Source organism: Mesorhizobium sp. M0698, assembly GCF_040320455.1.
Taxonomy (GTDB): Bacteria; Pseudomonadota; Alphaproteobacteria; order Rhizobiales; family Rhizobiaceae; genus Mesorhizobium.
In genome coordinates this window covers 25047-38973 of the sequence record NZ_JAMYPQ010000022.1, presented here as the reverse complement: position 1 = coordinate 38973, position 13927 = coordinate 25047, and the positions used below count along the sequence as shown (strand labels likewise).

At 59.8% G+C, this 13927-nt stretch carries 13 protein-coding genes and 1 pseudogene; 4 read left to right on the top strand and 10 right to left on the bottom strand.

Going from position 1 to position 13927, the window contains the following annotated elements; genetic code table 11:
• The first annotated feature begins 68 nt into the window (after positions 1–68).
• The 3 genes from NKI16_RS29015 to NKI16_RS29005 all read left to right on the top strand — a co-directional run bounded on the left by NKI16_RS29015 (position 69) and on the right by NKI16_RS29005 (position 2281).
• The gene (locus NKI16_RS29015; protein WP_352854425.1) at positions 69–1088 is read left to right on the top strand and encodes an MBL fold metallo-hydrolase; all 1020 of its coding nucleotides are present in this window, start codon (positions 69–71) and stop codon (positions 1086–1088) included.
• Positions 1085–1735, top strand: a complete 651-nt coding sequence (locus NKI16_RS29010; RefSeq protein WP_156937445.1) for a hypothetical protein — start codon at positions 1085–1087, stop codon at positions 1733–1735. Before NKI16_RS29015 ends, NKI16_RS29010 begins: the two co-directional genes overlap by 4 nt.
• Positions 1736–2149: 414 nt before the next feature.
• Entirely contained in the window at positions 2150–2281 is a 132-nt protein-coding gene (locus NKI16_RS29005; RefSeq protein WP_023679638.1) for a hypothetical protein, read from the top strand.
• Positions 2282–3181: 900 nt separating this feature from the next.
• Here the strand turns inward: NKI16_RS29005 and NKI16_RS29000 are convergent.
• Positions 3182–3553 carry a hypothetical protein gene (locus NKI16_RS29000; RefSeq protein WP_352924044.1) on the bottom strand — a complete coding sequence of 124 codons (372 nt, stop codon included), beginning with the start codon at positions 3551–3553 and terminating at the stop codon, positions 3182–3184.
• Positions 3554–3873: 320 nt separating this feature from the next.
• Here NKI16_RS29000 and NKI16_RS28995 point away from each other — a divergent pair, with 320 nt between their 5' ends.
• Positions 3874–4227 carry a hypothetical protein gene (locus tag NKI16_RS28995; protein WP_156937443.1) on the top strand — a complete coding sequence of 118 codons (354 nt, stop codon included), beginning with the start codon at positions 3874–3876 and terminating at the stop codon, positions 4225–4227.
• A 288-nt stretch (positions 4228–4515) separates the two neighbouring features.
• Here NKI16_RS28995 and ccoS read toward each other — a convergent pair whose 3' ends face one another.
• From ccoS to NKI16_RS28950, 9 genes and pseudogenes are all read right to left on the bottom strand, one after another.
• A complete protein-coding gene (gene ccoS, locus NKI16_RS28990) occupies positions 4516–4668 on the bottom strand; it encodes a cbb3-type cytochrome oxidase assembly protein CcoS (RefSeq protein WP_023679633.1) in 153 nt (50 codons plus the stop codon).
• Positions 4665–6954: pseudogene (locus NKI16_RS28985) on the bottom strand (cation-translocating P-type ATPase). Before NKI16_RS28985 ends, ccoS begins: the two are co-directional and overlap by 4 nt.
• Complete coding sequence (locus tag NKI16_RS28980; RefSeq protein WP_023679632.1) at positions 6951–7448, bottom strand: FixH family protein; 498 nt, start codon at positions 7446–7448, stop codon at positions 6951–6953. Before NKI16_RS28980 ends, NKI16_RS28985 begins: the two are co-directional and overlap by 4 nt.
• Entirely contained in the window at positions 7445–9004 is a 1560-nt protein-coding gene (ccoG, locus tag NKI16_RS28975) for a cytochrome c oxidase accessory protein CcoG (protein WP_352828690.1), read from the bottom strand. Before ccoG ends, NKI16_RS28980 begins: the two co-directional genes overlap by 4 nt.
• 132 nt (positions 9005–9136) lie before the next feature.
• Positions 9137–10000, bottom strand: coding sequence for a cytochrome-c oxidase, cbb3-type subunit III (ccoP, locus tag NKI16_RS28970; RefSeq protein ID WP_023679630.1), 864 nt, complete (start codon positions 9998–10000; stop codon positions 9137–9139).
• 2 nt (positions 10001–10002) lie between these two features.
• Positions 10003–10152, bottom strand: a complete 150-nt coding sequence (locus tag NKI16_RS28965; protein WP_023679629.1) for a cbb3-type cytochrome c oxidase subunit 3 — start codon at positions 10150–10152, stop codon at positions 10003–10005.
• 11 nt (positions 10153–10163) lie between these two features.
• Positions 10164–10895 carry a cytochrome-c oxidase, cbb3-type subunit II gene (gene ccoO / locus NKI16_RS28960; RefSeq protein ID WP_352828688.1) on the bottom strand — a complete coding sequence of 244 codons (732 nt, stop codon included), beginning with the start codon at positions 10893–10895 and terminating at the stop codon, positions 10164–10166.
• On the bottom strand, positions 10886–12517 hold the full coding sequence (ccoN, locus tag NKI16_RS28955; protein WP_023679627.1) for a cytochrome-c oxidase, cbb3-type subunit I: 1632 nt from the start codon (positions 12515–12517) through the stop codon (positions 10886–10888). The genes ccoO and ccoN overlap by 10 nt, the downstream gene beginning before the upstream one ends.
• 606 nt (positions 12518–13123) lie before the next feature.
• Positions 13124–13870, bottom strand: a complete 747-nt coding sequence (locus tag NKI16_RS28950; RefSeq protein ID WP_352828214.1) for a Crp/Fnr family transcriptional regulator — start codon at positions 13868–13870, stop codon at positions 13124–13126.
• Positions 13871–13927 lie beyond the last annotated feature (57 nt).

The window sequence follows — 13927 nt, the reverse complement described above, 5'->3', positions numbered from 1 at the left end:
CCGGTTGGCTCCGGCTCCAAAGCCGGTGACGCCATTGTAGTGCGTTATGGCGACGCTGCCGATATCATTTGATCTTGGTCGACGGTGGCCATGCCGAAACCGGAGACAACATCGTCGCGCACCTCAAGAAGCAGTTTGGGCCATTTCCTGTGCTTGAGCATGTAGTGCTGACGCACTCCGATGCGGACCACGCGTCGGGGCTGCGCACCGTCTTGAGCGAAATTCCTGTGCGAAATCTCTGGATGCATATTCCATGGCTGCTCGCCGAGGAATCCCGTCACCTGTTTTCAGATAAGCGATGGACTCCGGAAGGCCTGAAGGCGGCTGTCAAAGCCGAATACGGGACGATCAGTGAAATCTACGATCTAGCTGTCGAAGCTGGCTGCAATATTTTCTTTCCGTTTCAAGGTGCCGACATTGGTCCATTCCGGGTGTGCTCACCAAAGAGGGCTACTTACAACTACCTGCTCCCACAATTCGAAAAAACACCCGACCCGGATCAGGGCGCTATCGAAGCGGCCCATATTTGGATTGGGAAGGAATCATTGACCCACAAGATTTTTGAAGCTGCGAAAGCAGCATTGCAGGGCTGGACCGAGGAAACGTGGGATAACGAGCGATTGAAGGATGGAGGCATCACCAGCGCAAGCAACGAGTCTAGCGTCGTGCTTTATGGCGCCTTCGAAAACAACGCCCGCGTTTTGCTAACCGGTGACACGGGTGTGAGCGGTCTTTGGTGGACAGCTAGTTACGCAGAAAGCGTGGGCCTGCCCCTTCAGCAGTTCACCTTTGTGCAAATCCCGCATCACGGAAGTCGCCGCAATGTGGGGCCGACTGTTCTGACCAAACTATTGGGGGAGAAGCAGCCGGAAGGCGCAGCGTATCGCTTCTCGGCGTACGTTTCAGCACCCAAGGATGACGCCAAACATCCACGTCGCATGGTTCTCAACGCATTTAAGCGCCGTGGCGGCCTCATCATTGCGACACAGGGAGGCAGCAAAGTTCATTGGGGAGGCTTCCCGGCACGTCCTGGATATAGCGTGGCGGAAGGCCTGCCCTTCTACACACAGGTCGAGGAATATACGTGAGCACAGGTGGACCGCCGCGCTCGTTGAAAGATCAGACCCGCTGGCAGCTTTGGCTTACGATTGCCGCGAATTTTGCTTTGTTTTATGGGGTGGCACAGTCTGACGCTCTTGCGGTTTCCGGCATCAAGGGCCTGCTGGTGGGGGCCGCAAACCTTCTTCCGGTCGGGCTAGCTCTCATTGTTACATCAGTCGCAAACGGCCTTCTGAACGCCGCTGCGAAAGCCCGCTTGGTGTTTCTTCGATGGCACTTTGCATTGCCTGGACATCGAGCCTTTAGCAGCCACGGGCCGACAGATCCTCGCATCGATATGTCTCGACTGAAAGACTCTTTGGGAGATACTTTCCCCCGAACACCGGGTGACGAAAATCGCCTGTGGTATCGGTTTTACAAAGACGTCGAGTCAGAGACCGCAATCCTCCATGCTCACAGGGAATTTCTGTTTACTCGCGACTACGCCGCTTTTTCGTTCCTGTTTCTTTTCGGCTTTGGGACCGCAGCGGTTTTCATGGTGCAGTCCCTGAGGGTGTCGTTTATCTATTGCGCCGTTCTGCTGCTACAGTTCTTGGTTGTTCGCCACTCGGCGGCAACCTATGGTGTCCGGTTGGTAACAACGGTGCTGGCGCGCCACGCAGCGAAGACGGTTTGAATTTCCGGGTAGTATAGGCTCCTCTTACCCTCACGCCGTCCTCCAAACCTCGACGCTGGTAAAGAGTTCGGACTCGCCGGAGGCGGCGGCTAGTCCAAACCCGGCCGTGTTGTTGGTTCCCGAACACCAATGCTCGACGCGGTGCGCCTTGCCGGCGAGAGCGGTTCCCCATCCGAACGAGTCGGTTTGTTGGTGAGGGCTGGTGTCAGCCACCGCGCTAGAGCCGGAGGCGACCACAACACCGTCAGTGACATTGAAGAGCCTGGCGATGTGTTGTGTGGCTCCCCATGCCGGCGCCCGCCACCGGACCCTGCAATTTACCGATGGCGTGAATTCGTCGCCGGCCAAGGTGATGACACCAGCGGGATCATATGACTTGGTGTTCAAGGTTCGTGGTCGAAATGCACATTTCTTATGTCTGCACTTGCCGTCGTGGCGCTCGCCCTTTCGGCATGCTCGGCGGCGGCTTTCGAGTTCGAACGCGTCACCGTCACCAACGCCAGCTACGACAACCCGCTCGCCGAGCGCATAGAAGAAACGGCCTGATGCCGGAGGCGATGTCGTCAAGGTGCATTGCGGTCCGACGATGGAACCGACAAAGTCTTCGCCGACTTCTCCTACCGTGTCACGTTCCAGCCGGACGGCGGCATAGACGTCACCCAGTGGTAATTCGGCCTTGACCGATGTTCCTATTCCGTTCTAGCGCAGGAATAAATTCATACGGTGAAGAATGCCGAGGCGATGGGCTGAGGAGGCCGAACTAGCCCGCGCTTATCATGGTGCGCGCCAACGCGGGGAAGCGGGTCACGCTCTCCCCGGATACCGCACTATTCGTCGGATTGAAGCTGTTGACTGCCTCGGCGAAGCCAACGGCCGCCGAGGTCGCACTTATGATCTGCGATAGCAAGTGTGAGCGCCCGTGTTACCCCTGCCAAGGCAAGGCCAACGGGATAGTCCGCGCCTACGGCACTGCGCCGGCTAACGCCGGTCTACACAGGTTTACGCTACTGAAAAGTCGGCGAGACACCCGGAATTGCGTGACCTGTTACTTTGGTAGTGCTTTTCTATTTACTAATTTAGTTGCGGCTTGTATTATGGCTTGTTTCCGAGATGAAAAGGGGTCTGCAATGAAAGCTTACGGCAAGATCCTACTTGTCGCCGCAACGGGTTTGTTACCTACGGCGGCGTATGCTGATACGTGCGATACGGGGAAAGACTCTTGCAGCATAACATGCCCCAAGCGCTGCTATGCGTCTTGGGATGCCACCGCAAAAACCTGCAGCAAGGGCTGTAGGGACACGCTGGTTGAGAAGAAGAGTCACACTCTTTATATGTCAATCAACGGATTGACGAAGCAAGAGCTAATGTCGCTCTTGAAAGGAAAAAAGCTCGCAGATTGAGATTGTTACGTTTCGGCGGTCAAGGTCTTGCCGGTTTCGAAAGCGATCATGTCTGCATTTTCTTGTTTGAGAATTCTAGATCAATATCAAGAGGTTGGCGAGGCCACGGGGCGACGCAGTCCAACTGGCTTTTCGGGATCTCGCCGGACAGGATGCAGCCGTATCGGTCATAGGCGCCGATACCTGGGGCGAAGAACCATGCGGAACGCCCGGCGGCATCGGTGTGGGCGCCGTCCTCCTCGTCTCGAAAAGGGCGGAGCGGCCCGACACAGAGGCCGCCTCGGGTGCGATAGGTTCCGCCGGTCCTGACGTCGATTGGTTCGCCAAGATCTTGGTCTTGACCGACTTTAGCGAGCCTGGCTGCGGCCAAGATCAACTTGCTGAATTCGGGCAATTCTATATTTCGGGTGACGGCCATATCGAAGCGTCCTCTTTGGTTGTGGTTAGAGCCGGCGAGTGTTTCTATCACTCGCCGGCTCACTCACATTTCGACAAATCCATTCGCAAATCAAGTACAAAACGAGCTTGCCACGTTTTATCAGGTGATGGCGGGAGATATCTTCCCATGTTGTTTGCGATATGCAAACGATACTGATTTTTAGTTTGCGATATACAAACGGAGGTCTAGAATCCCCGAATGCTAAGGAGTCAGTGCAGGCGCGTGCTCGCGACACTCTCTATGCGCGGCTCGTCGCCCGATAGATGAATTGTGCCGGACAGCCAGAGCCTACCGGAGGCGTGCGGGTCCGCCGTGCGTATGATCTTATCTCGGGCAACGGGGGAAACCGCATCCGTCGCAGCCAAGCCGTTCTTGACGACGACGCCGACGTGAGAGGCATTCAAGGATTGAAGCCGCCGTGCGTGCTTGCTGACGCCCGCATTCAGGGCAGCTTTGAAGTCGTTGTTAACGCGGAGCACGGTTGCTCGGGCGAAATTGGCAGGCAAACGGCCGCGCCAATCCTGCAGGTCGGCTTCCGTCAAGCAATGCAATTCTTTGTGAGCAATAGCGGCGTCGGACAGAATGTGCTTTCGCATACGATTGCCGGCATCAAGGCGAGCGCCGCGAGCGCGCTCAACCTTCTCGCGTTCTAGTATGTAAGCCTCGGTGACACTGCGGACGGTTACAGGGTCGCCAGCGGCCTTTGAGACGGCTTCGATACGTTTTGCCTCGACCAGTCTTCTGCCCGCTAACTTATTGAATTATATGGAAACGTATGGAAAAATAGCAATGCGCGAAGCGGCACAAACGCAGCACTTTCCTGGCCGAAAGTTCGGCAACGTATTCTGGCTGATGCGTTCGCACCCGTCGCGCGCCGAAATCGGCATGAGGCGAAGCAACCGGGGAAAATATTCGAGCGAGTCGTTGCAGGGCAGGCTGGCTCAGCTGCGTGGCTCGTCGCGGTCGATCAGGATCCGCTCGGCGGCGCCATCGAGATCTTCATATTGGCCGCTCCTCAAGGCCCACAGAAACCCGGCCAGCCCAAGCGCTCCGAGGAACAGGGCCACAGGTATGAGGTAGGCGAGCGTCGTCATGAGGATTGTGCCAGTGCGCCAATGTCGGAGTGCCTGTCATTGTCGGGCATCTTGCACCGATGCATTTGACACGAAACCTTGCAAGCGTAGCGCATTGCCGATGACCAGGAGGGACGAGGCGGACATCGCGACCGCCGCAATGAGTGGCGTAACGTGCCCCAGGATGGCGACCGGCACGGCGATGCCATTGTAAACGATCGCGAGGGCGATGTTCTGCCGGATCAGCCGTCCGGCCTTCCGCGAAATGTCTAAAGCAAGTGGGACCGCCAGAAGACTTTTACGCAGGAATACGAAATCCGCCGCATTGCGGCCAATGTCGGCGGCCGTGGCCGGCGCGAACGAAACATGCGCCGCGCTCAGCGCAGGCGTGTCGTTCAAGCCGTCGCCAACCATCAGAACCCGGTGTCCCTCTTTCGCCAGGGTTTCGATGCATTCGACCTTGCCGGACGGCAGCAGGCACGGAACGAAGTCATCGATACCCAGCATTTTCGAGATTTCGCGGCAGGCGGCCGCGCTATCGCCCGACAGCATCTGAACCGACATCCCGGCATCGTTCAATCGCTCGATCGCCGCCTTGGCGTCGGCACGCAACGCATCCTCGAAATTGAAGGTCGCGACAACGATCCCGTCTTTCGTCAGGACCGTCCCGCCATAGCCATGTTTGCCTTCGCCGCCTGTGCGGGCCTTCCATCCAGCCCATCCGCGTCTGCCCAGCCGCCAGATACTTCCGACGTCAGTTGCTTCGATACCGAACCCCGGATGCTCGGTGACGGCATCGAATTTGTGCTGCCCGCCGCCAGCGGCAAGACCGGCTATGGCCTTTGAAAAGGGATGACGCGAATGCGCGGCCATGTCGGCCGCAATCGTCAGCATGGCCGGATCGATCGAGGCCGCATTGACGAGACGGGGCTGGCCGAGCGTGAGCGTGCCGGTTTTGTCGAACACCGCTGCATCAATCGTTGCCAGGCGCTCCATGGCCGAACCATCCTTGACCATGATGCCGTTCTCGAACAGCCGCCGCGCGGCGACCACCTGGACGATCGGCACGGCGAGCCCGAGCGCGCACGGACATGTGATGATCAAAACGGCGATGGCGATGGTTATCGCCCGATGCCAGTCGCCGGTTGCCGCCATCCAGCCAAGGAATGTCACGAAGGCGGTGAGATGAACAACTGGAGCATAGAGTGCTGAAACGCGATCGGCGATGCGGCGGTAATGTGCGCGACCGCCCTCGGCGGCTTCCATCAGCCGAACCATTTCCGCCAGGAACGAATCCTTCGCGGCGGCTGTCGCCTCGATGGTCAGCGGGCCGGTAAGGTTGAGCACGCCGGCCTGGACGGCATCGTTTGGAGCCACGCTTCTGGGCGTGCTCTCTCCCGAAACCAGCGAGCAGTCGACGTCCGATGTCCCACGCGTGATCTTGCCGTCGACGGGGATCCTTTCGCCGGCCGCTATCAGCAACAGCATGCCCGGTTCGATCTCGCCAACCGGCAGATAGTCGCGTGCGCCACCGTCGCGCAGCACCATGGCGCCACGCGCGGCCAGTTGTGACAGGCCTTTCACGGCGGTGCGGGCGCGTGCGCGCATCACGTGATCCAGCGTGCGGCCGATCAACAGGAAGAACAGCAGAGACACCGACGCGTCGAAATAGGCGTGGTCGCCATGGGTGATCGTCTCATGGAGGCTCATCGCATAGCCCAGCGATACCCCGACCGCGATCGGCACGTCCATGTTCATGCGGCTGTGGCGCAGCGCATTCCAGGCCGAGCGAAAATAGATGCCGCCGGCGAAAGCGAGCGCAGGAATGGCAATCAAGGCCGAGACCCAATGGAACAGGTCGCGGGTCGCGCCTTGCGCGCCGGACCAGACGGAGACTGATAGCAGCATGATGTTGCCCGCCGCAAAGCCGGCGACCGCGACGGCGCGGATCAGTTCCGAGAGCATCTTGTCCTTCCCGTCAGCCTCGGGATCGAACAGGTGCGCGCCATAGCCCAGCCGTCCAAGTGTGGCGACGAATGGCGGAACCTCCTCGCCGCGCCACCGGACCGAAACACGTTTCGTCGAAAGATTGACACGAGCGCCTTCGACGCGATCCAGCTTGCCGATCGCCGTCTCGATCGTCTGGATGCAGGCGGCACAATGCACAGCCGGCACCGAGAGGTCGGTCTGGCGAAGATTTTCGCCAATCGAGCGGCTCGCCAGTCTGATTTCCTGGCCAGAAGGCAGGACCAGTGTGACCTTTTCCAGGTCCAAAGCCACTTCGGCGCCTGGCGCGCAGCAGCTCATTGCAGCGCCCCGTGGGAAATCATGATCCGGCGAACGTCGCGATAGGGTTCCGCAAGGCTCGCATCGGCGTCGATTTCGACGATCCAGACGCCATCCTTGGGCATGTGGTGCCCGGCGAATATCTGACCGGAGGCAGCGGCAAGAGTGACGGATTTGTCCTCGGCCTCGTAGGCGGGATGACGAAACAGCACCTTGACGCCATGCAAGGCAACCGGCTTGCCGACAGCATCGGTGAGGCTGTAGCGGACCTCACCGCCTGCGATGGTCAGTTTGCCAGTCCAGCCGAGGGCTGCCAGAGCTCGCCCTTGCTCGGCCTTTTTGTTGAATTGGTGGCTCGCCACATAGGTGTTTTCGACGACAAGGCCGGTCCAGCTTGTGTTGGCAAGCGTCGCCATCGTCAGATTGACCGCTATGACCACGCCGAAGAAGCCAAGGATGGTGAACAGCATATGCCTGCCGGTGAATTCGCGGGATTGTCGCGAGGTGTCGCTCATCTGGCGCTCTCCGGTGCGTTGAAAGTGGCCGTGTATTCGTCCGACTCGAACGTCGCCTTGTTTTCGACCCGGAACTTGAAGCTTTGCGCTGCACCCCGAACCTGATCTGCCGGCTGACGCACGAAAACCTTGAGCATCTTCAGCCGGTCGGGTTCGACCGGGATGGCGAAGGAGCGATCCGCCGGCAGGTGGATGCCGACAACGCTCATTTCGGCTCCATGCAGGCCCTGCATCGTGAGAATGATCGTTCTTGGTTCGGGGATCATGTTGAGCAGCTTGACGGTGTAGCCGTTGCGGATCGAACCGTCGGACAGCGTCACGAACTGCGGGTTGCGATCGTGCAAGACATTCAATTCGAGCCGTTCGCGGGTCAGCAGCGAATAAAGCAGCGCGAGACCGACCGCCGACCAGGCGGCCATGTAGATGAAGGTGCGCGGGCGAAAGATCTTGCGGATATGGAAACGGGCCACCTTGTCGGAGAACAGGCCGTCAGCGCTCCTGACCAGTGACGGGTTGACTGAACCGGAGCCGCCCGGGGTCGCCAGCATCATGTTGGCGTTGTAGTCGGCCAGCGTCGCATAGGAGATCAAGCCGCGCTCCCTGCCGAGCTTGTCCATGACGCCGTCGCAGGCATCGATGCAGAGCGCGCAGGTGATGCATTCGAGCTGCTGGCCATCGCGAATGTCGATCCCCATCGGGCAGACAGCCACGCAGGCGTTACAGTCGACGCAATCGCCGACTGGCTGTCCGGCGGCAAGGACCCTCTTGGCGTGACGCGTGCGCGGTTCGCCGCGCCAGTCATTGTACGTGACGGTGAGCGAACTTTCGTCGAGCATGGCCGCCTGGATGCGCGGCCATGGGCACATATAGGTGCAGACCTGCTCGCGCATCAGCCCGCCGAACGTATAGGTCGTCGCCGTCAGCACGGCGACGGTGATGTAGGCGACCGGGGCTGCGGTGCCCGTGAAGAGTTCCCCAACCAGCGTCGGCGCATCGGCGAAATAGAAAATCCAGGCGCCGCCGCTCGCCGCGCCTATGACCAGCCAAATGGCGTGTTTCGATGTTCGCACCACGAGTTTGCGCGCAGTCCAGGGACCGGCATCGAGCTTGATGCGCGCGTTGCGGTCGCCCTCGATGGCTCGCTCGACGACCAGAAACAGATCGACCCACACGGTCTGCGGGCACGTATAGCCGCACCAGGCCCGGCCGACGGTGGATGTGATCAGGAAAAGGCCGATACCGGCCATGACCAGCAGGCCGGCCACATAATAGAATTCCTGCGGCCAGATCTCGATGAAGAAGAAGTAGAAACGCCGGTTGGCAAGATCGACCAGCACGGCCTGGTCCGCGGCAAATGGCCCGCGATCCCACCGCAGCCAGGGCGTCAGGTAGTAGATCCCCAGCGTGATTGCCATCACCGACCACTTGAAGCGGCGGAAACTGCCAGAGGCCCGCTTCGGGAAGATCTTGTTGCGTGCGGCATAGAGCGGCTGACGGGTCCTGGCGGAGTTGACCGCATCGGCTTCGAGCCGTTCTATTTGCGTGTTATCGAGCACGAGAAGCTCCAGTCACCAGCGACGATTTCGCCGGAAGCCCGACCCATCGGTTTCTGGATGATGCCGAGGCCCGGCTCGCGCCGGGCCTCGTCGCTTGGCGGTTGGGGGGAGGACGAGAATAGGCTTGCGTTCCTATTCTCCGCCGCCAAGCGAATGGACATAGACCGCGAGTTCCTTGACCTTGATCTCGCCGAGACGCCCGATCCAGGCCGGCATGACGCCAAGCTTCGGGGCGCGGACCTGCGCGGCGATGGCTGTTTCGCCAGACCCGTATAGCCAGATCGCGTCGGTCAGGTCGGGTGCGCCGAGCTCCCTGTTGCCCTTTGCATTCTCACCATGACAGGCCGCACAATTCTCGGCGAAAACATTGGCGCCGAGTTCGATCAGGCTTGTGTCCTGAACAGGATCGGAGAGGCTTGCGACATAGGCGCCGACCTGCTTGATCTGATCCGTCGTGATGATGTCGCCAAAAGCAGGCATTTCCGACAGGCGCGTATCCGGGTCTGATGCGAAGCGGATGCCGTGCGCAATCGTCTGCTGGATCTGTTCGGCGTTGCCACCCCACAGCCAATCGTCATCGTTTAGGTTGGGAAAACCCTTGGACCCTTGAGCGCCCGAGCCATGGCACTGCACGCAATTGACCTTGAACGCGGCGCCACCTGCGGCGACGGCGAAGTCGCGTAGCGTATCGTCGGCAGTAATCTCGGAGACGGTCTTCGCCTGAATGGCAGCGACATATTTGCCTTTGGCCACTTCGGCCGCCGCCAGTTCATTCTTGACGTCTTTGCGGCTCGAATACCCCAGCACACCCCTGGTCGCGGAAGTCAGCATCGGCCATGCCGGATAGACGACGGTGTAGCCGATCGCCCAGGCAATGGTGATGTAGAAGGTGATGACCCACCAGCGCGGAAGCGGGTTGTTGAGTTCCTTGATGCCGTCCCACTCATGGCCGGTCGTCGAGATGCCCGAAACCTCGTCGATATGCTCGCTGCCCATGATCAGTCGTCCTTGAGAGGAATGTGAGCGGCTCTCTCGGCTTGCCTTCGGCTGCCGGGACGAAGTGCAAAGGCAACGCATCCGAGGAAGAAAAGCGCCATGGCAAGCAGGCCCCAGCTGTCGGCAAACTCCCGCATGAAATTGTAGGTCATCGCCATTCTCCTCAGCGGTAACCGGCGGCTTCGTCATAGGTCTTGAAATCGACCAGCGTGCCGAGCATCTGGAGATAGGCGACCAGCGCATCCATTTCGGTGACCTGCTGCGGATCGCCGTCGAAGTCCCCAAGCTTGGCCTTTGGATAGCGTCTCTCCAGGCCCGATGTGTCGGCATTCGCATCGGCCTGCGCCATGAGATCGGCATTGGCATGAGCGATCATGTCGTCTGAATAGGGCACACCGACACGGCTGTTGGCGATCAGATGCGTCGAGAAATCCTTCACTTCGATCCGTGTGTCCTTCAGGAAGGCATAGCCCGGCATGATCGATTCCGGCACCACGGAGCGTGGTTCGGTGAGATGCTGGACATGCCATGCGTTGGAGTAGCGGTCGCCGACCCGGGCGAGATCCGGCCCGGTGCGCTTCGAGCCCCACTGGAACGGGTGGTCGTACATCGACTCGGCCGCCAGGCTATAGTGGCCGTAGCGCTCGACCTCGTCGCGGAACGGCCTTATCATCTGGCTGTGGCAGAGGTAACAGCCCTCGCGCGCATAGATGTTGCGCCCGGCGAGCTCGAGCGGCGAATAGGGCCGCATGCCTTCGACCTTCTCGATGGTGTTGTCGAGATAGAAGAGCGGCGCGATCTCGACGATACCGCCGATTGTTACGACCAGCAGGGACCCGAGGAGAAGCAGTGTGGCGTTCTTCTCGATGACCGCGTGTCTGTCCATCAAGCCCATTTTCTGGCTCCTGATCGCACAGGCTGGAGGGCGGGGATGGAGCGCGGCATCGGATCCTCCTCGCGCCGGTAGCCGAGGATGGTCATGGCGATGTTCCAAGCCATGATGAGGGCGCCCGACAGATACATCGCGCCGCCGATGGCACGCATGATGTAGTAGGGATGCATGGCCGCGACGGTTTCGGCGAAGGAGTAGACCAGGAAGCCCTGCTCGTTGTATTCGCGCCACATCAGGCCCTGCATGACGCCGGAGACCCACATCACCGCGGCGTAAACGACGATCCCAAGCGTCGCCAGCCAGAAGTGCCAGTTGACGAGCCGCAGCGAATAAAGCCGGTCGCGGTTCCATAACTTCGGGACCATGAAATAAATCGCGCCGAACGAGATCATGCCAACCCATCCGAGCGCGCCCGAATGGACGTGACCGATGGTCCAGTCGGTGTAGTGCGAGAGCGAGTTGACGGCCTTGATTGACATCATCGGGCCTTCGAAGGTGGACATCCCGTAGAAGGCGATGGCCATCACCATCATACGGATGATCGGGTCGGTGCGCAGCTTGTCCCAGGCGCCCGAGAGCGTCATCAGGCCGTTTATCATGCCGCCCCACGAGGGCATCCAGAGCATGATCGAGAACACCATGCCGAGCGTCTGGGCCCAGTCCGGCAGGGCGGTGTAGTGGAGGTGGTGCGGACCGGCCCAGATGTAGAGAAAGATCAAAGCCCAGAAGTGGATGATCGACAGCCGGTAGGAATAGACAGGCCGGTTGGCTTGCTTGGGCACGAAATAATACATCATGCCGAGGAAGCCGGCGGTGAGGAAGAAGCCGACGGCATTGTGGCCGTACCACCATTGCGTCAGGGCGTCCTGTACGCCGGAGAAGGCTGAATAGCTCTTGGAGCCCAGGAAGGAGACCGGCATCGACAGGTTGTTGATCACATGCAGCATTGCGATGGTCACGATGAAGGCAAGGTAGAACCAGTTGGCGACATAGATGTGCGGTTCCTTGCGCTTCAGGATCGTGCCGAGGAACAGGATGAGATAGGCGACCCAGACAATGGTCAGCCACAGGTCCACATACCATTCGGGCTCGGCGTATTCGCGGCTCTCGGTGATGCCGAGCAGGTAGCCGGTTGCCGCCATGACGATGAACAGCTGATAGCCCCAGAACACGAACCAGCCGAGATCGCCGCCGAACAGACGGGCGCGGCAGGTGCGCTGCACCACATAGAGAGACGTGCAAATCAGCGCGTTGCCGCCGAAAGCGAACACAACACCGGATGTGTGCAGCGGCCGCAGTCGGCCGAAATTGAACCAGGGCTGGATGTTGAGATCCGGGTAGGCGAGCTGCAGGGCGATGACCACGCCGACCAGCATGCCGACGACGCCCCAGAATACGGTGGCGATGGCACCGTAGCGGATCGGCCCATCCATGTAAGCGGCGGGGTCGATCGGAACTGTCGGCTTGAACTCCGTGTTGCGCAACAGAATCGCAGTGAAGCCAGCCACCGCGAAGAACAAAACCCACATATGCCGGCGAAAAGGTTCATCTACGCCGAAGCCGGCAGCCACCAGGGCCGCAAACGCAAACAGGCTTAGAAGGACGATCTCTGTGCCGAATTTCATCGTAAGCCCCGATTTCCAATTCCGGCGGGCGCCAAACCGCAGTGCCTTATTGCGCAGCCGTGGCCTGCTCGCCCTGATCCATGTCAGAGCCGCACGATTTTGCTTCGAGCAGCATCGAGTTCGGTGCGATCAGACTGTGGCGATCGAATTTTGAAGCGCACCACCGGCCGCCACCCCTAATCGACAGGCCCGGCGTCCCCGGTCGGGCCGGGTATGGAGGCGATCGCGGGCGTGTGGGAAAGCGCGCCTTCTGTGACGCTGGAAAGTAGGCCGATGCCTTGCCGAACGTCGATCGTTTCAATGCCTTGGGAGCCAGCGCCAGCGTTGCGCTGCCTTCGTGACATTCATCGTTCGGGGAGACGGCGATTTTCCCTTGCGTATGAGGCGTATTGACTTCGGCCGAGTGCGATCCTGCCTGGAACAGCCGGTTGCACGTCAAGCACCTCGAGGAATGGATGCTTCGCCGACGAGTTGGCCGAAACGCACCTGGCTCATGCGATCGGATGGAGAGCGGGCTGTCGCTATGCGATTTTCTTCTAAGCCCAACGCGAGCATGCCCAGCCCCGAACGAAGTAAGTGACGGAGGCCATGCAGCTTCGGTGTCATTCAAACGGCGGTTGCGCCTCGGCCGCCGCAGCGCCGTTCCAGCCGGCTCATGCTGTCCACGGTGACACGGCGGTTGTTCTCGATCCGAATCACGCCGTCCATTCTCAGGCTGGTCAGCTGACGGCTCACGGTCTCGTTTGTAATTCCAAGGAAATCAGAGATGTCGGCACGCGTCATCGGCAACTCGAAGCACGCCGACCTAGCCGCCGGGTCAACACTGGAACCGATGTTCCGGGCGATCATGAGGAGAAAGCTCGCCACCTTCTCCGGTGCGGTCTTGCGCCCCAGAGTCACCATCCATTCGCGTGCCTCGTCGAGTTCGTTCAGCGCCTGCTTGAGGAGGCGATGCACAAATTCCGGTGATTCCTTCATCATCCGTTCGATGGCCGCTCTCGGAAACGAGCATAGCGAGACAGCTGTTGCCGCTTCCGCATTGATCGCGCTTTTCATCTTGAAGGGCCGTCCCAGAAAGTCCGGCGCGAACTGGAGACCGACGATCTGCTGGCGGCCGTCCGAAAGGCTCTTCGTGAGCTTCACCACGCCTGAAAGCACGTTTGAATAACAGTCGACCGCCTCGGCGTCGCCGATCAGTTCGACCCCCGGCTCGATATTGTGCCGCGACGACGTCTTGGCGAGCTGAGCCAAATGGTCTGGTTCGAGCGCACCACAGACACCGTGGTGCCGTGCCTCGCAAGACAGGCAAAGAACGGGAATGCCGGAACTATGAATGTCCTGCCGTAATGTCATTCGATTGCTCTACCGGTCCCAAGTGCCGGCAGGATATCAATCTACGGTAGAAAAATC

What these genes read in the sequence shown, in the direction of transcription:
- ccoO (WP_352828688.1), bottom strand. Translation starts at nt 10,895, where the DNA reads ATGGGCTTGATGGACAGACACGCGGTCATCGAGAAGAACGCCACACTG.
- NKI16_RS28965 (WP_023679629.1), bottom strand. Translation starts at nt 10,152, where the DNA reads ATGACCTACAATTTCATGCGGGAGTTTGCCGACAGCTGGGGCCTGCTT.
- ccoS (WP_023679633.1), bottom strand. Translation starts at nt 4,668, where the DNA reads ATGACGACGCTCGCCTACCTCATACCTGTGGCCCTGTTCCTCGGAGCG.
- NKI16_RS29000 (WP_352924044.1), bottom strand. Translation starts at nt 3,553, where the DNA reads ATGGCCGTCACCCGAAATATAGAATTGCCCGAATTCAGCAAGTTGATC.
- ccoP (WP_023679630.1), bottom strand. Translation starts at nt 10,000, where the DNA reads ATGGGCAGCGAGCATATCGACGAGGTTTCGGGCATCTCGACGACCGGC.
- NKI16_RS29005 (WP_023679638.1), top strand. Translation starts at nt 2,150, where the DNA reads ATGTCTGCACTTGCCGTCGTGGCGCTCGCCCTTTCGGCATGCTCGGCG.
- NKI16_RS28950 (WP_352828214.1), bottom strand. Translation starts at nt 13,870, where the DNA reads ATGACATTACGGCAGGACATTCATAGTTCCGGCATTCCCGTTCTTTGC.
- ccoN (WP_023679627.1), bottom strand. Translation starts at nt 12,517, where the DNA reads ATGAAATTCGGCACAGAGATCGTCCTTCTAAGCCTGTTTGCGTTTGCG.
- NKI16_RS28980 (WP_023679632.1), bottom strand. Translation starts at nt 7,448, where the DNA reads ATGAGCGACACCTCGCGACAATCCCGCGAATTCACCGGCAGGCATATG.